15 protein-coding genes are annotated in these 17,347 nt (G+C 53.4%); 8 read left to right on the top strand and 7 right to left on the bottom strand.

Translation table 11 applies throughout. From position 1 onward, the window contains the following. Positions 1-25 precede the first annotated feature (25 nt). From glmS to IRJ17_RS25860, 6 genes are all read left to right on the top strand, one after another. On the top strand, positions 26-1,858 hold the full coding sequence (gene glmS, locus IRJ17_RS25885) for a glutamine--fructose-6-phosphate transaminase (isomerizing) (RefSeq protein WP_242772350.1): 1,833 nt from the start codon (positions 26-28) through the stop codon (positions 1,856-1,858). Positions 1,859-1,915: 57 nt separating this feature from the next. After that, a complete protein-coding gene (locus tag IRJ17_RS25880; protein WP_122962886.1) occupies positions 1,916-2,122 on the top strand; it encodes a hypothetical protein in 207 nt (68 codons plus the stop codon). Next, entirely contained in the window at positions 2,119-3,141 is a 1,023-nt protein-coding gene (gene glmU / locus IRJ17_RS25875) for a bifunctional UDP-N-acetylglucosamine diphosphorylase/glucosamine-1-phosphate N-acetyltransferase GlmU (protein ID WP_122962887.1), read from the top strand. The genes IRJ17_RS25880 and glmU overlap by 4 nt, the downstream gene beginning before the upstream one ends. Beyond that, positions 3,141-4,061, top strand: coding sequence for a hypothetical protein (locus tag IRJ17_RS25870; RefSeq protein WP_242772348.1), 921 nt, complete (start codon positions 3,141-3,143; stop codon positions 4,059-4,061). The genes glmU and IRJ17_RS25870 overlap by 1 nt, the downstream gene beginning before the upstream one ends. 5 nt (positions 4,062-4,066) lie before the next feature. Next, positions 4,067-5,746: a hypothetical protein gene (locus IRJ17_RS25865; protein ID WP_122962888.1), complete on the top strand. Its 1,680-nt coding sequence runs from the start codon at positions 4,067-4,069 to the stop codon at positions 5,744-5,746. Between the two features lie 81 nt (positions 5,747-5,827). Beyond that, on the top strand, positions 5,828-6,370 hold the full coding sequence (locus IRJ17_RS25860; protein ID WP_122962889.1) for a hypothetical protein: 543 nt from the start codon (positions 5,828-5,830) through the stop codon (positions 6,368-6,370). A 215-nt stretch (positions 6,371-6,585) separates the two neighbouring features. Here the strand turns inward: IRJ17_RS25860 and IRJ17_RS25855 are convergent, their stop codons facing one another. From IRJ17_RS25855 to IRJ17_RS25825, 7 genes are all read right to left on the bottom strand, one after another. Then, positions 6,586-7,254: a hypothetical protein gene (locus tag IRJ17_RS25855; protein ID WP_122962890.1), complete on the bottom strand. Its 669-nt coding sequence runs from the start codon at positions 7,252-7,254 to the stop codon at positions 6,586-6,588. Between the two features lie 410 nt (positions 7,255-7,664). Further along, positions 7,665-8,510: a hypothetical protein gene (locus IRJ17_RS25850; protein WP_122962891.1), complete on the bottom strand. Its 846-nt coding sequence runs from the start codon at positions 8,508-8,510 to the stop codon at positions 7,665-7,667. A 105-nt stretch (positions 8,511-8,615) separates the two neighbouring features. Then, complete coding sequence (locus IRJ17_RS25845; protein WP_122962892.1) at positions 8,616-9,098, bottom strand: GNAT family N-acetyltransferase; 483 nt, start codon at positions 9,096-9,098, stop codon at positions 8,616-8,618. Positions 9,099-9,103: 5 nt separating this feature from the next. Then, entirely contained in the window at positions 9,104-10,417 is a 1,314-nt protein-coding gene (locus IRJ17_RS25840) for a YheC/YheD family endospore coat-associated protein (protein WP_173596093.1), read from the bottom strand. A 42-nt stretch (positions 10,418-10,459) separates the two neighbouring features. Next, the gene (locus tag IRJ17_RS25835; RefSeq protein ID WP_122962894.1) at positions 10,460-11,836 is read right to left on the bottom strand and encodes a YheC/YheD family endospore coat-associated protein; all 1,377 of its coding nucleotides are present in this window, start codon (positions 11,834-11,836) and stop codon (positions 10,460-10,462) included. 2 nt (positions 11,837-11,838) lie between these two features. After that, the gene (locus tag IRJ17_RS25830; protein ID WP_122962895.1) at positions 11,839-12,930 is read right to left on the bottom strand and encodes a YheC/YheD family endospore coat-associated protein; all 1,092 of its coding nucleotides are present in this window, start codon (positions 12,928-12,930) and stop codon (positions 11,839-11,841) included. 5 nt (positions 12,931-12,935) lie between these two features. Further along, positions 12,936-14,369, bottom strand: coding sequence for a YheC/YheD family endospore coat-associated protein (locus IRJ17_RS25825; RefSeq protein WP_122962896.1), 1,434 nt, complete (start codon positions 14,367-14,369; stop codon positions 12,936-12,938). 93 nt (positions 14,370-14,462) lie between these two features. On the opposite strand from IRJ17_RS25825, the gene IRJ17_RS25820 reads away from it, so the two are divergent. Then, complete coding sequence (locus IRJ17_RS25820) at positions 14,463-15,620, top strand: DUF445 domain-containing protein (protein WP_242772345.1); 1,158 nt, start codon at positions 14,463-14,465, stop codon at positions 15,618-15,620. Positions 15,621-15,834: 214 nt separating this feature from the next. After that, complete coding sequence (locus IRJ17_RS25815; RefSeq protein ID WP_063229161.1) at positions 15,835-17,145, top strand: DRTGG domain-containing protein; 1,311 nt, start codon at positions 15,835-15,837, stop codon at positions 17,143-17,145. The last annotated feature ends 202 nt before the right edge of the window (positions 17,146-17,347 follow it).

Genomic DNA, 17,347 nt, shown 5'->3' with positions numbered 1-17,347 from the left:
GGCAGCAGAAGGAGGAGTTACGAACATGTGCGGAATCATGGGATACATCGGGTACAGACAAGCACAACCCATTTTGATCAACGGCCTGAAAAAGCTGGAATACAGAGGCTATGACTCGGCTGGCATCGCGATTTGCGATGGAGAGTCTATCGCCGTGCGCAAGGCGAAAGGAAGAATCGACGCGCTGGTGCAAAAGACCGAGCAATCCGGGCTATCCGGCTCCATCGGCATCGGGCACACGCGCTGGGCTACGCACGGGCGTCCTTCCGATGAAAATTCACATCCTCACTTGGATGCGACCAACAAGTTTTCGATTGTCCACAACGGCATTATCGAAAACTACCTGGAGATCAAGCAGGAGCTGATCGAGCAGGGTGTCGCGTTTCGCTCGGAGACAGACACGGAAGTGATCGCCCACCTGCTGGCGCGGGAATACGCTGGCGATCTGGTCGCGGCGGTACGCGCAGTGGCAGGGAAAATTCGCGGAGCGTTTGCTCTCGGAGTCATGTCGGAATACGAACCAGACAAGCTCGTCGCGGTACGCGTGGCGAGTCCGCTGATCATCGGAGTGGGGGAGAACGAGAATTTTATCGGCTCTGACATTCCCGCTATTCTGGAGCATACGCGCGATGTGTACGTTTTGGAGGACGGCGATCTGGCTGTGCTGACGAGTGATTCTGTGCGGGTCATGAGCCTTTTGACAGACGATCCTGTCAAGCGCGAACTCGTCCGCATTGACTGGAACAAGGAGCAGGCGGAAAAAGACGGGTACGCCCATTACATGGAAAAGGAAATCCATGAGCAGCCGCGCGCTCTGCGCAATACGATGACAGGGCGGATCGACGAGACAGGACAGAAGGTTATTTTTCCTAATCTTCAGTTATCGCCTCGATCTGTCAAGCAAATCGAGAAAATATACATCGTCGCATGCGGTACCGCCTACCACGCGGGCTTGATCGGCAAGCACGTCATCGAGAGTCTTGCCCAAATCCCGGTCGAGGTGGATGTCGCTTCCGAGTTCCGCTACCGCCGACCGTTGTTTGCGAAAAATACGTTGACGATTGCCGTCAGCCAGTCCGGGGAAACGGCGGATACGCTCGCTGCCATGCGAGAGGCGAAGCGCAACGGATCGGCTGTCCTCGCCATCACCAACGTGGTCGGCAGCTCGATTGCCCGTGAAGCAGACGATGTGATCACGACCAATGCCGGGCCGGAAATCGCCGTCGCTTCCACGAAAGCGTACACTTCCCAGCTGATCGCCTTTTATTTGTGGGGAATGTATTTGGCGCAACAAAAAGCGACGATGGCCCCGCAAGAGATTGCTGCGCTGCTCGGGAAGCTGAAAGAGTTGCCAGAGCAAGTCGCAGAGATTTTGACCCATGCCAAGCAGTTGCGGCATTTTGCCGAGTCGATCAAGGACGAGCGCCAGTTGTTTTTCATCGGGCGCGGAATCGACTTCGCCGTTTCCATGGAAGGCTCGCTCAAGCTCAAGGAAATCTCCTACATCCACTCCGAGGCGTACGCGGCGGGAGAGTTGAAGCACGGCACCTTGGCCTTGATCGAAGAAGGGACGCGGGTGATCGCGCTGTCCACGCAGGACGCGCTGCATGAGAAAATGATCAGCAACATTACGGAAGTAAAAGCGCGCGGCGCCAACGTGCTCGGCATTACGCACGAAGACCATCTCGACTTGCATCGGACAGTGGATGATGTGTGCCTGATTCCGAAGACAGATGCGCTGCTCTCCCCTGTGCTTAGCGTCATTCCGCTACAGCTTATCGCTTACTACACGTCAGTCGTCTTGGGCAATGATGTAGACCGTCCACGCAATTTGGCCAAAAGTGTAACAGTTGAGTAGGCTGGTCCGTCCATGGTTAAGAACCACAATACGGGACTGACTGGGAGGAACGAGCGAATGAGCACCTCGAAGCCGGAGTTGAATCAGGAAGTATTGCTTGCGATCATGCTCCAAGCCTATCAGCTGGGCGTGCAGAGGAAAGATGTTGATTTGAACATGATGATCCACACATTGACGTATGAATTGAAACCGTATTTGGAACCACAAATCCAGCAAGGCCCGCTTGCATCCAGTCAAGGGGCCAAAGTGGAGGCGACAGGATGAACATACACGCAGTAGTGCTTGCAGCAGGAAAAGGCACCCGAATGAACTCATCGCTCTACAAAGTGATGCATCCGCTGTGCGGAAAGCCGATGATTGAGCATGTTGTCGATGCGCTTGTTCCATTGGCATTGCGAAATCTGGTAGTGATCGTCGGCCACGGAGCGGAAGCGGTGAAAGAGCAGCTGGGCAACCGCGTGCAGTACGCCTTGCAAAAAGAGCAGCTTGGCACAGCGCACGCCCTCTGGATGAGCAGCGGCATTCTCGGGGAGCAAGAAGGTGTAACGATTGTCCTGAACGGCGATACACCTCTCGTCCAGAGCGAAACATTGCAGGAGCTGCTCGACTGCCATCAGGCCAAACAGGCTGCGGCGACCGTGCTGACCGCCGTCGTGGACAACCCGACAGGCTACGGGAGAATTATCCGCGATGAGAATGGAGCCGTCCGCAAAATCGTCGAGGAGAAAGACGCGACGCTGGGACAAAAAAAGGTGAACGAAATCAGCACAGGAATTTTTTGCTTCGACAACCGGAAGCTGTTTGCCACTCTCCCGCATGTTTCCAACGAGAACGCCCAAGGTGAATATTACTTGCCGGACGTCCTCGCATTGTTGCAGGAGCAAGGCGAGCTGGTGGCTGCATCGGTGGCAGCGGACGCGGAAGAAGGCGCGGGAGTCAACGACCGGGTGCAGCTCGCCTACATGGAGCAGCTCATGCGCAAGCGGATCAACGAGCGCCACATGCGCAGAGGGGTAACGATGGTTGATCCCAACGCCACCTATATCGATTCTACCGTGACGATTGGCCGTGACACGGTGCTCTATCCCGGCACCGTTTTGCTGGGACAAACCCGGATCGGGGAAGGCTGCCAGATTGGGCCGCATGCCCAGGTAAAAGACATGAATATCGAGGATTACACGAGAGTTCCGCCTTTTTCGGCGTTTGACGGGAACAGGCACACAGACAGGGCATTGGCATATGCAGGGGCGGCGACAAGCGGGCAGAGCTACGAGCAGAAATGATGCGCGCACTACGCAAATACGGCCCGCTCTGGGCAGGCGTTGTGCTGCTCGTGGCAGCCTCCATTCTCATGCTCACACTCGCAAATCAAACCCGTCAAGCCCTGACGACAGCTACCTGGATATGGGATGCCAAACAGATCGAGACACAGACCGACGAAATGATCGACTTCGCCAGGCAAAATGAGATCAATCTGATTTACCTGCACATTGAACCGACTGCGGTTGCTCCGCACACGTACCGCTCCTTCGTCCGCAAAGCGGGACAGGCTGGCATTTTGGTGGAGGCGCTTGGCGGCGATCCCAACTGGGCGCTGACCAAGAATCGCCAAAGTATCGATGAGCTGATCTCCTGGGTGAAGGCGTACAACAAACAGGCGAAGGCAAACGAACGCTTCTCAGGCATCCATGTCGACATCGAGCCGTATTTGCTGCCGGACTGGAAGGAATCCCGGCAAGAAGTCGTCCGGGAGTGGCTGAAAAATGTTACATACTTGGTGGCTGAGACGAAAAAAGACACCGATTTGACGGTCAGCGCGGACTTGCCGTTCTGGATCGACTCCGTGTCGGTTCCGGGGAGCGAAGAAAAGGTGAGCAACTGGATGGTGGAACGGCTCGACAGCATCACGCTCATGGCGTACCGCAATCGTGCCGAGGGAAACAACGGCATTGTGGAGCTTGTCAAAAAGATCGTCGCCGATGCCAATTCCCGAAAAAAAGGCTCCGTCATCGTCGGGGTCAACATCATGGAATCGGCGGAAGGCGCACATGTCAGCTTTTTTGCTGACGGCCCGACGGAGATGAAAAACCAGCTGGTCATTTTGCAAGCAGTGCTGTCAGGCAATCCTGCCTTCGCGGGAAGCGCCATTCACGACTACGAAAGCTGGAAGCAAAGTATAGAAGCCAACGAGAGGAGTAGCTAACATACATGAAAGCCGCGCCCATCTACCTTAGTGCACTCTGCCTGACGCTCGGCTTTCTGTTCGGCTTTTCCCCAGCGGAAAAAAAGAGTAAGGCCACGTGGATTTGGCAATCCGAGATGATTGGAGACGAGAAACGGGAAATTCTGGCCTTTTGCCAGGAAAACGAGATCAATTTGATTTACTTGCGGATCGAAATGAACAAGCCGTTTGATTACTACCAGGCTTTTATTCGCGAAGCAAGTGCGCTGGGGATCGAGGTTCACGCTGTCGCTGGTCATCCCGCCTGGGCGCTTGCCAGCAACGAAAAGCGAATGCTCAACATCGTCAAGTGGGTGAAGGCATACAATCTGGAGGCGACTGATCAGGAGCGCATCCGCGGCATTCAACTGGATATCGAGCCGTATTTGCTGCCGTTTTGGGACACCGATCGCGAACGGGTGCTCCGCGAGTGGCAAGCGAACATGCAGGCATTCACGCGGGAAGTGAAACGGCAGCCCGACCTTGTGGCGAGTGCGGCGATCGCTTTTTGGCTCGACGATATATCCATGCCGGATCAAAAAGATGTTTTTGTGTCCGAGTGGATGATCGAGCAGTTTGATACGGTGTGCATCATGGCGTACCGCGATACGCTCGCCGGGAACAACGGCATCCTTGCGCTGGTCGAGGATGAGCTGAGAGAAGCGGACAAGCTGGGCAAACGGGTGATGGTGGCAGTCAACATGAAAAAGCTCAGCGACGATCACGCTTCCTTCGCCGAAGAAGGTGCGATGGAGATGAACCGCCAGCTTGCGCTTTTGCCGGAAAAGCTGGGAGATCATCCCTCCTTTTCCGGTGTGGCGATCCACGATTATCGGCATTGGAAGGAGGCTGCGCCGTTGGAGCCGGTTCCGAAAGCGCGTTACAGAGGCACCTATATATGGCGAGCCGAATTGATCGGCACAGAAAAAGCGGAAATTCTCGCCTTTGCCAAACAGAACGGGGTCAACCTGTTGTACGTCCGGCTTGATTTGGAACAGCCGCCTTCCTATTATCGTGATTTTGTCCGCCAAGCTAAAGCTGCGGGGATCGAAGTGCACGCCATGGGCGGTCATCCGATCTGGGCGCTGGCTGAGAGCAAAGGGAAAATCATGAAGCTCGTCAACTGGGTGAAGGCGTACAACCGCTCCGTCAGCGAGGACGAACAGTTTCACGGCATCCACCTCGATATCGAGCCATATGTCATGCCTGTCTGGCGGGAAGACAAGGACGAGGTATTGCGCCAGTGGATGGGCAATATTGAAGCGTTCGTGGAGGAGACGAAGCGAGACGGCGAACTGGAAGCAAGCGTCGATCTCGCAGCGTGGCTGGATCATACGCCAGTGCCGGGACAGCCTGATCTGCCGTTTTCCCACTGGATGATTCAGCAGATGGATCATACGACCTTGATGGCTTTTCGCGATTCAGCAGACCGAATCGTCGGACTGGTAGAGCAGCAGCTGGCGTACGCGCAAAGCATCCAGAAAAATATTGTCGTCGCCGTGGAAACGAAGGAAAGTCACGAAGGGAGCGGCATCTCGTTTTACGAGGAAGGGATGACCGAGATGGAGCGGCAGCTAAAGCAGGTGACGAAATCGCTTGCGCCGTACGAATCGTACATGGGCCACGCCATCCACGCTTACGATTACTGGAAAAACGGGAAAGAGTAAAAAGCAGGCAAGACGCGCTACGAGCTGGCGAGTGTTGTACAATGAAGAGAGGAAGGTCGGTGGAAGAGAGGGGAAACGATCATGCGTGACAGTTCCAACAGACATCGGGGTCTTCCGCCTCGCACGCCTGAGCTTTTGTACAACGTCGTTCGCAAGTTTTACCGCGGTGCCGTCAGCCATTACGACCTGATCCAGGAGAAAAAGCAGGAGGCTTACGCCTGTTTTGAACAGATGCAAGCTACTGGTGACGATCAGCCGTTGCGTGCCGCTCTTGCGACTCTGTTTTTGGAATTTCATTTTTACACGACTTGCTGGCTGCAAATCGAGTTGGCGCTGTACCGCTTGGCCCGTCAGGATGAGCGGCTGGCGAAGGTGATGGATACGTTTCGGACCGCACTGGAAACGCATGTGGCTGTCCGCGAGCAACTGGAGCAGACAGAGGCATGTGTAGCCGCCCAATTCGCAGCGGGAAGCTCCGGCTTGTCCTGTGTCGGGGTGGAACGCGACGCCTATTTGTTCGACCGCTTCACGTTCACAGTCGACGAGACGAGCCTGGCACAGTTGCACGCCCTGTTTGCCGCCGTCGAGGAACAGCGCACCATGTCTACAAGTGAAAAAGCGTGACCGTCTGTAAGGGCGGTCACGCTTTTTTTGATCGACAGGCTTGCGGTCTGTTGATGCCAATGTGAGGGGACGGTCTGTATAGTTAACCTTGCTGGTTCCGTTTCAGGTGGCAGTAGTCCTTTTATTCGGTTCATTGATTGTCGTGTAATTTGCATTGTTTCGTTATAGGCAAGTTGAACCTGGTGTTTTACGTTTCTCGTAGTTAAAGGCACACTTTAGTCAGATGTAATTTCTAATTCACCATCTTCTCCACTTACAGAAGCAACAACATCAATTGTAAGGTAAGCTACACTCCCGTAAAAAACTCGATCTAAAGTATATGTCCAAGATTTTTTCTTGCTCTTTGTCCAACCACTTGTGTAAGTCTCGTCAACAGTTTTGCCAATATATGTACCGCTAGTACCAACAACACCGTATCCCACAATCCGTACATCTGTTTTATAGGAGTCAGGAGTTCCGCTGGTCACTTTGGTGGTTATATCTCCTTCAATAGTATTTTGCCAAATGCCTAGAGCTGTTTCGAGAGTACCTTTTATAGAGCCAGCGAACACGTCATTGTCGGCTGCACCTTTTACTTTGTGTGTTTTTACCGAATCAGTAACAGCTTTTGCTTGTATTTGGTTACTGGTGGTTTTTTGGGGGACTGAAATAACTCTAGTTCCGTACGTCTTGATAAATTCCAGATCCTCACCCTCAATTACTTCGTTAATATCATATTTATTAGCAATTTCTATAAGCTTTTGTTTAATCATTTCGTTACTTACGGTTGAATAATCTATGCTAGCAGAGGCTTTTGTAGAGGGTGTTTCGGCAGCAAAAGCGCTTCCTGTTAATAGTGCTAGAGACAATGTTGTTGCAGACATAACTGAAAAAATCTTTTTCAAATTAATCATCCTCCTATGCATGAAAATATTTCCATTTACAATATTAACCTTAATTTTATTTATTTGTAAATAATATAGTTAATTTTTGTTAATTATTAATTGATAAAATATAATGACAACTTTACTTTCTAGTATTTTTGGTGAAAAATGGTATTTATAAGGGCTGTGAAAGGAGGGGTATGAATGTCGGCTATTGGGGTGCCAGGAATCATAATCCTGATCCTATTTATAGCAGCAATTGTAGCTTTGATTGTGAAACTGAACCGTCCCAAGTAATAAGTAACGGATTACTTTAACAAAAAAGAATGCTGCACGTAGAAAGTTACGCCAGCATTCTTTTTGTTATTTTTCGTTCCTATACAATGTTTAGCTGATTGTTACGTTTCTCGATAGTGTGAAGAAGTCGCAGTCTAGTAAGATCCCGGGAAGATCGAACCTGTATGTGGCGCTGCTGCCTGACCAGGCGCGTTCAACTGACGAACTTCTTGCACGTTGGTTCCGGCGAAGCCAGGAGAGAAAATCGATTGTGCCCCAAGGCCGATCGAAGGCTGGTGTTGCTGATATTGCTGCGGCTGGTTGTAGTTTGCCTGCATGCCATATCCGCCTTGCGCGGTTGGGGAAGCATAGCCGCCTTGGTTGAGCTGACGCACTTCCTGAACGTTTGTATTCGCGAATCCAGGAGAGAAGATGCTGCCTGTCAGCGCAGGAGGATAGGAAGTTTGTGCAGCATAGTGCTGCTGACCTGTGTAGCCAGCGTATCCCGGTTGATTTTGCTGGCGCACTTCCTGCGCGTTTGTTCCGGCAAAACCGGGAGAGAAAATCGAATTGATGCCGGCGCCGTACGATTGCTGGTACGCAGGCTGAGCCGGAATGTAGCCTCCCGATTGGTGCATGATGGATTGCAATGCCTGGTTTTGTCCATAGCCTTGCTGTTGCTGACCATAAGCTTGTTGCTGGTTGTAGCCTTGTGCTTGCGGAGCCTGATAGCTGTGGTTCAGCTGTCTGACCTCCTGTGCATTGGTGCCCGCGAAGCCTGGAGAGAAAATGGACTGTCCTTGGCCGATACCGCCGCCCGCAGGCATGCCGTATGTAGGAGTCCCGATCGATTGGGCATGTCCACCGTGATTCCAGTGTTGTACCTCCTGAACGTTTGTTCCGGCGTACCCTGGTTGAAGCATAGCCCCTGCTGGAGTCATCGCTCCGAGAAATTGTTGTTGTCCAGATTGCATTTGATTTTGGTTGTTTGTGTAGGTCATGGGTAAGACCACCTCCACGAGGTATTTTTACCAAGGTGGTTTTACTCATGCACGAATCGATGAAGCAAAAGAATTCGCATTAGGAAGAAAAAACATGCCGGACCATCAGCCGGCATGTTCCTGTAAATCGGTGAGAGTCCAATGGCCATAGGCGAGCCAAAGCGTAGGTTTGCCCGCTGGCCCGATGCTCGCTTTGACAGGCTCAAAGCCCAACGTTCGGAAAAAGGAAAGACTTGCCTCATTATCCAGACCTACGCGCACATACAGTTTGGGCAGACACTGACAGATGTGTTCCGTCAGTGCCTTGCCGATTCCGCGATGGCGGTAGCGCTTATCTACAACCAGGAAGGAATGACCCAGTCCACAGCGAGAAACAGCGAACAGTCCGACTACGTGCTTCCCGTTCATGGCAAGAGCGACACTGGTTTCCTGTTTGGAAAGCATCTTGGGGGTCAGGCGCGCGAGCCATTCGATTGCGTGCTGGGTGATGCGCCGCTCCCCTTCCTGACGGGCAAATCTCACCAAGGTTGCCTGAGATTCGGCCAGTGCTTGTGGAGGCAGGAGTACGTATTTCAACGATTTTATCATGGCGATTACCCTGCGGCGGCTTCACGCCCGTTTTGCAATCGCGACACGTACTGAGCGTAGTGGATGAGGTTGGACAAAGACAATCGCCTGATGGAAGGCTCATCGAACTTCTCCGGTTTGGCATTGGCTTCAAAAAACCACAGACTGCCGTCTTCTGTCAGGCCGAGGTCCATCGACATTTCCGCCAGATCCGGGATTTCCTCATTCAAAGCGCGGGCGATGGCAAGTGCTGTCTCGTGAATCGAGTTTTCCATCTTTTCCGGATCTGCCTTGAACAAAGACTGGAGAACGGAAGACAAAGAGTGGATGGAGCCGCCGCGAGGCACGTGCGTAGTAATGCTTTGCGACCCGGAACGCCGGATGCCGACCCCGGTTACGCCCCATTCGCCTTTGCCGTCTTTTTGCACCAGCACCCGAACGTCAAACGGCTTGCCGTTGAAGCGTGCCCTGCGTATCCCCTGCTGCATGATGTACCGCTGCTGCCGCACATGGCTCTTCACATGCTTCCATAAATCGTCCAGATTGGAAAAACGGCGCGTGACGGCCTTTTGTTCCTTCAGCCGCTGAAGACGCCAGCCGTCATTTTTGTATTCAATGCGCATGATTCCTTCTCCGGCTTTGCCGCGCACGGGCTTGAGGTACACAAAGCGATGCTCGTTGCAAAAGCCTTTGAAGCGGGCGAGCGTATCGAGCTTTTTCGTCTCCGGCAAATAGGTCTGCACCTCAGGGTGTTTTTTCAGCATGGAGAAAAGCTCTTGCTTGTCAAAAAAGCAACGGTTGAACAAGGTGACGTTAGGCAGTTCGTCGATGCGGGCCAAAGCTTTTTTGACGTCGGGCCGCTGCTCGGCTTTGCGGGTTGGGATGCGGTTGTAGACGACATGCGGGAAAGGAAGGATGACTTCTTGCCACAAATTTTGCTTTTGGTTGTACAAATAGCCGCGAACCTTCTTTTTCTCCCAGTTGATGCCTTGGGGAGTGAAGACGTACACGAGTGCGCCCCATCGCTTGCCGGATTGTGAGATGTCTTTGAAGTTTTCGCGATTTCCCACAAAGGCCGTGCCTTCACCAACGGTCAAAATGCCGATGAGCGGACCTAGCTTCAGTGACTCGCTGTTGATCATTTTCCAGTTGATTCTCGTTCGAAAACGTCCTGGCTGCATCGCCGGCAAGCCGGTGTACACCCGTTTGTGATGGGAAAAGGGGCCGAGGCTTGCGAATAACTTTTTTTGCGACCGCTTGCCTAGAGCTTGCCGAGGTAGCTGTATGAACCATTTGCCGCTTGGGAGGATGGTCAGCCACCCGGAGCGCTGCTGAAGCATGGGTGTTCCTCCTTCCTGAAAAACGGTGCTAGTTGCATGCGCCTAGAAATTGGCCAAATAACAACTGTAGTCGACGAGAAGCTTGCGGGATTCCTGGTCTGCCTGCCTCAGTCTGGAATGCTTGAAGATGGAGCGTCCCGGCTTGGAGTTGGCTTCGAACATCCAGACATGGCCGTGGATGTCGATTCCCATGTCCAGACCGAGTTCGCCAAGGTCGATTCCTTTTGCCTGCTCAATCGCGGTAGCGAGGCGGATGGATGCTTCGCTGACCCGCTCGGACATCAATTCTTTTTGTTTTCCGTACAGATGGTGCAGCAATTCGTCGCCAGGGATGACGGTTCCGCCTGTGCGCACGTGTGTCGTCACGCTGCCGGAACCGGCTACTTTGGCGGCCGTGCAGGACACGACCCATTCGTTTTGCTGGTTTTTATGCAAATGGACGCGGAAATCAAACGGGCGTCCGTGGAATGTTTTGAGCGGGATGCCTTGCTGCGCCAAATAACCGCCTACGCGACGGCTGCGGAACACATGCTGGTACAGGCTGGACAGCTTGGAAAACTGCCGTTTCACATTTCCGCTGCCGTTGTGGTAAGAAGCGGTATAGCCGCCGCCGGATTGTCTGACGACCTTCACGATGCCGTAACCGAGGCTGCCGTTTTTCGGCTTCAAATAGACGATCGGATACTTGCGCAGCAAATTGCGCACAGTGGTGAGAGACGGGGAGGTGTACGTTTCCGGGATATGCTCATTGACTTCCGGGTTCGGATAGAGCAATTGGTGAACTCCCCACTTGTTGAAAAAGCCCTGGTTGAACATCGGCATGTTCGGGTAGCTGGCGAGCTTGTATTTGAACTCCCTGACAGCTTCATGCTTCTCCGCTGAACGGGAAGGGATTCGGTCGTAGACCACATCCGGCATGGCTGTGACCATCTTTTTCCAGAAGTATCCGCCTGTTTTGCCCTTGCGCAAAAACCAGGCATTGACGGTATTCGTGCTCCAGTCCACGTCGTGCGGGGAGAAGATGTAGTAAAAGACGCCTTTTCCTTCCTGAGCTTGTAGCAGCTTGTAGAAAAAAGAGGTGCGCGGGCCGATTGGCTGCCGCGAGTCCCTGCGGATTCCTGTGGTGACAATCCCGATAGCCGGACCGATGCGCAGCGCCGAGTCTTCTTGCTTGAGCTGGATCAAGCCGCCGTGAGGAATGCCAAGCTCGGATTGCAACAGCGTCGTCACCTTGATGACGTTTGCTTCCGGATTCCGCTTGTCTTGCAGTACGGTTGCGACGACTTCCTTTTTGCCCAGCATGACCTTGATTTTTTGCCGATGGCGCAGCTGTAGCTTGGAGAAGAGATTAGTCGGCAGGATGATCCCGCTGACACGGGGATTGGAAAGGAAGCGGAGTCGCATTCTGAACGTTTCCATGCTTAGTAACCTCCTACGCGCTCTTTCATGAGATAGTGGGCGTATCGAACGGGCTGGGTAATCGAGTGACGTTTGGCGATCGGGTCGTCAATCAAGCGAAAGACAGTCCTGCCGGGCCTGCTGTTGACTTCGATAATCCAGACGTTTCCGGATGTATCAATCCCGACATCGATTCCCAGCTCCACCAGTCTGCCGTGGCACTCCTCCAAAAAGCGTGGCAATTTTTCTGCCACTTGATTGATGGTCGTCTCGATTTTGGAGTGGACGGCAGGCTTGAAATGACGGGATAGGAAAGCGGAGAGCGGCTGTGCTTTACCGCCTCCGTGCAGGTTGGAGGTGATACTTCGCTTGTCGCCCAAGCGGACCGCCTTGCCGGTTGTCTCCCAATCACCCTGCCCGTTTTTTTGCACGAGCACCCTCACATCAAAAGGGGTGCCGTCCGGTGTGTGCAGCTTCAGATAGGGCTGTACAAGGAACTTGCGACCAGAAGTGAACGAGGCGATAAAAGTTTTCAATCCGGCGGAGTCGCGGATCAGTCTGCGGAACGGCTGGTTCTCCCGGTTCCGCCCTGTGGCCTCGTAGCCGCTTTTGGTTTCCTTGATGCGCACGACGCCGATTCCATGCGTTCCCGCCATTGGCTTGATGACGACGGCGCCGTATTGTTGCAGCATGTCGTTCACCGTGGCGAGCGATAAAATTTCGGTCGGCGGCAACAGGGAAGCCAGTTGCGGCGATTGGGTCAGCATCTGGTGCACCTGCCACTTGCCGGACAGGCCATGCCCCAAAAATGTAATGTTGCGATCGTTTTGCAACTTTTCCACAAATGGTTTATAGTGGCGATAAGATGGGCCAACGAAGCACCGATCGTAGATCAAGGCGGGGAGCGGGAAAGTGTTCGGCTGCCATGATCCGTTGCGGTACTCGAAGCCTCTTACGGTTCGCGAGGAAAAGTTGACCTGACGCGGCGAGAACACGAAGACACGCATCCCGTGCTTGCGTCCGTAAAGCGTCAGCTTTTTGTAATAGCCTTTGTCTACAAAGTGGGAGCCTTGGCAGCGCGTCATGATGCCAAGACTTCGCTCGTCTGCTCTCATGTGGGTCACCTTCGCCTGTTTTTCTTGCTCTTCGGTTTTCCTGCTGCCGTTCTGGTTTTAGTTTTGGCTGACCGGGGAAAACCACTAATGTATGATGCGTATTCCAGCATGCGTACGACGGAAGGCCGGGCGCGGCGGGGCGGTTCTTCCACGCCTTCAGGCAAAGGAACGGTATTGGCCGTTTTGGACGGCTTGCTGTTAACCTCCAATAGCCATACTTGCCCGCGGACATCGACGCCGAGATCGACACCAAATTCAGCGTAATGGCCGGGCAGCGCCTCTTCGAGCAAGACAGACAGCTTCAACGCCACAGCTTTTAGTGTGGCTGGGGATGGGCGAACCGAACTGGCCCAAGGCCCACAGGCACGCAGAGCCTGGAGGGGCGTCATCATCTGGCCGCCTCTGGATATATTGGAAACGATGCGATTCAATCCCAAACGGGCAACCATAGATGTAACGGCCCATTCGCCTGCCCGGTTTTTTTGCACCAATACACGAAAATCAGTCGGCCGTCCGTGAAGGCCGATCAATGGTAAACCTTGTTGCAGCAAATAAGGTTTGCCTTTTGTCTGTTTGCTCAAATATTGATGCAAGCCCGTTATGCTGGAAAATGTTTTGCCAAACCCGCCCGGGCGAGCGAGCTGATATCCCTCCTGCGTTCGGCGCAGCCGGATAATCCCTCGACCCATGCTGCCGTTTGCCGGCTTTGCATAAACCGTCCGGTGCTCGGACAGCATCGTCCGCAAATCTTCCAGACTTTGATAGCGAACCATGGCTGGAAGATGTTCGGAAGCACTCTCCTGATCTTGCAGAGCGGAATGCACGTGCCACTTGTTTAAAAAGTGTTCGTTGAAAAACGGAATGTTGGCGTCTTTGCACCGTTGCAACCAGTTGGCCATCTGCTCGCTGCGCTCCCGCTGACGGGATACGAGCCGATTGTAAATACATTGGGGCAACGGCAAGACTCTTTGGCGCCACACTCCGCCCCGGCGAACAAGACCGCGCACGATCCCGGCATCCCAGTTGACGTCCTGTAGGCGGAATGCGCAGATAATCCCTCCGCGCTTGCGGCAAATATCGGCTACTTCGTTGAAAAAAGGGGACAATGGTCCAAACGGGGATTGCGGAAATTGGGCATTGTAAGAGGATACGAGAATCCCTACATACGGCCCGACAACAAGAGTTTGCTGATCTGCGTTGTAGCGCACAAGCATGGGCCCTCCTGTAGGCAGCCGGAGCGACTGGGCCAAGGCAGGCCGGATAAGCGTTTGGTTGCTGCGATCAATGCCGCTGATACGGGCGCGAACCGTTTTGCTTCCGAATTGGACAGTAGCTGTGGGCGAAGAAAGATTCCATTTGCGCATTTGCGCCTGGGGCAGGTAAAGGTCTACTTCCGTCTTTGGCTCGTATCCGACGACGATGGTTGGAACGTAAGACATGGCTATCCCCTTCCCATCAGGCATAAAGTTAGTCTATGGTATGAGTAGCCAAATCGTTTGGTGCCATGCAGAGAAGAAAGGTTGTTAGTATTTATGAACTTGTGGATAGTATTAGTGAATATCGGCGTAGGCTCTGTGATCGGCGGCGTTACGAACGAACTCGCCATCCGCATGCTGTTTCGACCGCTCAAGCCTTGGTATATCGGCAGTTGGAAGCTTCCGTTCACCCCGGGACTGATCCCGAGAAGGCGGGACGACATCGCGATACAAATGGGCAGATTAGTGGAGGAGCATTTGCTTACGACAGAAGGCGTCAGGCGGGCGCTGGCCCAGGGCGACCTGGAAAATACGCTGGCGGGCTGGATGAACAACCTGGCTGCGGACTGGATGGCGGATGAGCGTACGTTGCGCCAAACGCTGCAACGGGCAGTGCCCCAGCTTTTTACCGAGGACGGAGGATGGAGCGAAGCGGTACGCGTCCCTGTCCAGCAAAAATGGCATTCTTTTGTCCAGCAGCTGTTTACACAATATGAAGAAACAAAACTGCGCGATCTGCTTCCACAAGCAGGCATAGATCGCCTGGACGGGGCGGTGACTTCGGCGAGTCAGCATATGCTGGGCCGGATTCGCGAGTATTTGTACTCCCCGCAAGGACAGCAAACGTTGCAAGGCATGGTCAAAGGCATGCTCGGCGGAGGCGGGGGCATGTTCGGTGGGCTGGTCGGCATGTTTCTTGGAGACGACAAGATCATTGGCAAAATTGTTCCGCATCTCGATGAGCTTTTGCAAAGCCCGGAGATGGCTGAGCGCTTGCAACAGTTTTTGCGCAAAGAGGCGGACAAGCTGCTGGATAAAACGGTCGGGGAACTGGTGGAGTGGCTCGGCCACGATCAGCTCGACGACTGGTCCCGCGCGCTTTTTGCGAGAATCGAAGCGCAGAGCCTGCAACTCGTGGATCAGCCTATGTCGCGCCTGACCGCGCCGATTCAGCAAACCGTCACAAACGATCTCGTTCCGCGCCTGGCGAAATGGATGGTAGAGTCTTTGCAGACAAACGTCGAGAAAATCTTTTCCCGTCTAGCGATTCGCGATATTGTTACGAGACAGGTGGAAGGCTTCCCGATCGAACGGATCGAAGAAATGGTGGTCGGCATCTCGGGAAAAGAGTTCCGGATGATTACGGTCCTCGGCTTTATTCTTGGCGGGATTATCGGACTGGTTCAGGGACTTTTGGCGAATTGGCTGGGATAGGAAAACTGAAACGAAACTGTAACGGCTCTGTAATAATCCTGTAATATTCCTTGGGTAAGATAAAAGCACGATGAAAACCCCCTTAATGATATACTTTCTGAGTTGGTAGCTTGAAAAAAGCTACCCTTTTTTTTTGTCGCGCCTTCGGGTATATTGGTCGAAGGAGCGCACGTACATTGGAACGGGTGGGAGACCAGGAAGGGGGATTAGCAATATGGCAACGAAACATGAACAAATCTTGCAACATATTGATCGCCTTCCGATCGGTTCGAAGATTTCCGTGCGGCAGATCGCCAAAGACCTGGATGTGAGTGAGGGTACGGCCTACCGCGCAATCAAGGAAGCGGAAACACAAGGATACGTCAGTACGATCGAACGTGTCGGCACAGTGAGAATCGAGAAGAAGCACAAAGAAAACATAGAGCGGCTGACTTTCGCGGAAGTGGTGAACATCGTCGACGGCCATGTGCTTGGCGGACGGGAAGGGCTGCACAAGACGCTGAACAAATTCGTCATCGGTGCGATGCAGCTGGAAGCGATGATGCGCTATATCGACGCGGGCAGTCTATTAATTGTAGGAAACCGTTATCAGGCGCACAAAATTGCCTTGCAGCAAGGAGCGGCCGTCCTGATCACGGGTGGCTTCGATACGAGCGAGGAAATCAAGCAGTTGGCGGATCGTTTGGCTTTGCCGATCATTTCGTCGAGCTACGACTCTTTTACAGTAGCATCGATGATCAACCGGGCCATCTACGACCGTTTGATCAAAAAAGAAATCGTCATGGTCGAGGATGTGCTGAAGCCGCTGGCGGAAACGCCCGTGCTGCTGCCGTCCGACACAGTCGCCAAATGGCACCAGTACACGGAGCTGTATCAGGATACGCGCTTTCCGGTTGTCGATGAGCAAATGCGGCTCATCGGGATCGTGACTTCGAAAGATATTATCGGCCACGAGGAGACGGCGACGATCGACAAGGTCATGACGAAAAATCCGATCACGACCTCGCCGCGCGTGTCTGTCGCTTCGTCGGCGCACATGATGGTGTGGGAAGGGATCGAGCTGTTGCCGGTCGTGGACAATTATCGCAAGCTGGTGGGCGTGCTGAGCCGCAACGACGTGTTGAAGGCGCTCCAGTTTACGGCGAAGCAGCCGCAGATGAGTGAAACATTTCCGAACCTGATCATGTCGCATTTCCGCGAGGAGCGTCAGGCAGACGAGCTGATTTACTTGGGCGACGTCACGCCGCAGATGACGAATCACCTGGGAACGATCGCCAGTGGCATCATGACGACAGTGATGGTCGAAGCGGCCTGTAACTTGCTGCGTCAGCATCGCCGCGGCGACATGGTGCCGGAAAATATTACGGTGTACTTTTTGAAGCCGGTGCAGATGGAGAGCCACATACAGGTGCAGCCGCGACTTTTGGACATCAGCCGCCGCTTCGGTAAGGTCGAGGTGTCGGTTTACCACGGCGAGCAGCTTGTGGGGCAGGCTATGATTACGGCGCAGATTATTGATCGGTAATTGTGGATCGTTGGTGAGGGCAGTCTCTTTGGGGGGCTGCTCTTTTTTGCTTTTTGATTGGGGAAGTGGCCGCAGTGCAGGGCTTCGCGAACCGCGGCGTCTTTCCCGCCCTCCTGATTGACAAACCAAACAAAAATAACCTATCATCTAATTAGAAAAATATCTAATTAGAACCGAAAGCACATTTTCCCGAAGAAAGGAG

It is taken from the genome of Brevibacillus parabrevis (genome assembly GCF_022701015.1).
GTDB classification, from domain to species: Bacteria; Bacillota; Bacilli; order Brevibacillales; family Brevibacillaceae; genus Brevibacillus; species Brevibacillus parabrevis.
This window is presented reverse-complemented; position numbering and strand designations above follow the sequence as displayed.

Excerpts from the sequence above, each read along its gene's own strand:
- IRJ17_RS25870 (WP_242772348.1), top strand. The coding sequence starts at position 3,141 with ATGCGCGCACTACGCAAATACGGCCCGCTCTGGGCAGGCGTTGTGCTG.
- IRJ17_RS25830 (WP_122962895.1), bottom strand. The coding sequence starts at position 12,930 with ATGAGAGCAGACGAGCGAAGTCTTGGCATCATGACGCGCTGCCAAGGC.
- IRJ17_RS25815 (WP_063229161.1), top strand. The coding sequence starts at position 15,835 with ATGGCAACGAAACATGAACAAATCTTGCAACATATTGATCGCCTTCCG.
- IRJ17_RS25880 (WP_122962886.1), top strand. The coding sequence starts at position 1,916 with ATGAGCACCTCGAAGCCGGAGTTGAATCAGGAAGTATTGCTTGCGATC.
- IRJ17_RS25845 (WP_122962892.1), bottom strand. The coding sequence starts at position 9,098 with ATGATAAAATCGTTGAAATACGTACTCCTGCCTCCACAAGCACTGGCC.
- glmS (WP_242772350.1), top strand. The coding sequence starts at position 26 with ATGTGCGGAATCATGGGATACATCGGGTACAGACAAGCACAACCCATT.
- IRJ17_RS25840 (WP_173596093.1), bottom strand. The coding sequence starts at position 10,417 with ATGCTTCAGCAGCGCTCCGGGTGGCTGACCATCCTCCCAAGCGGCAAA.
- IRJ17_RS25835 (WP_122962894.1), bottom strand. The coding sequence starts at position 11,836 with ATGGAAACGTTCAGAATGCGACTCCGCTTCCTTTCCAATCCCCGTGTC.
- glmU (WP_122962887.1), top strand. The coding sequence starts at position 2,119 with ATGAACATACACGCAGTAGTGCTTGCAGCAGGAAAAGGCACCCGAATG.
- IRJ17_RS25865 (WP_122962888.1), top strand. The coding sequence starts at position 4,067 with ATGAAAGCCGCGCCCATCTACCTTAGTGCACTCTGCCTGACGCTCGGC.
- IRJ17_RS25825 (WP_122962896.1), bottom strand. The coding sequence starts at position 14,369 with ATGTCTTACGTTCCAACCATCGTCGTCGGATACGAGCCAAAGACGGAA.
- IRJ17_RS25860 (WP_122962889.1), top strand. The coding sequence starts at position 5,828 with ATGCGTGACAGTTCCAACAGACATCGGGGTCTTCCGCCTCGCACGCCT.
- IRJ17_RS25850 (WP_122962891.1), bottom strand. The coding sequence starts at position 8,510 with ATGACCTACACAAACAACCAAAATCAAATGCAATCTGGACAACAACAA.
- IRJ17_RS25820 (WP_242772345.1), top strand. The coding sequence starts at position 14,463 with ATGAACTTGTGGATAGTATTAGTGAATATCGGCGTAGGCTCTGTGATC.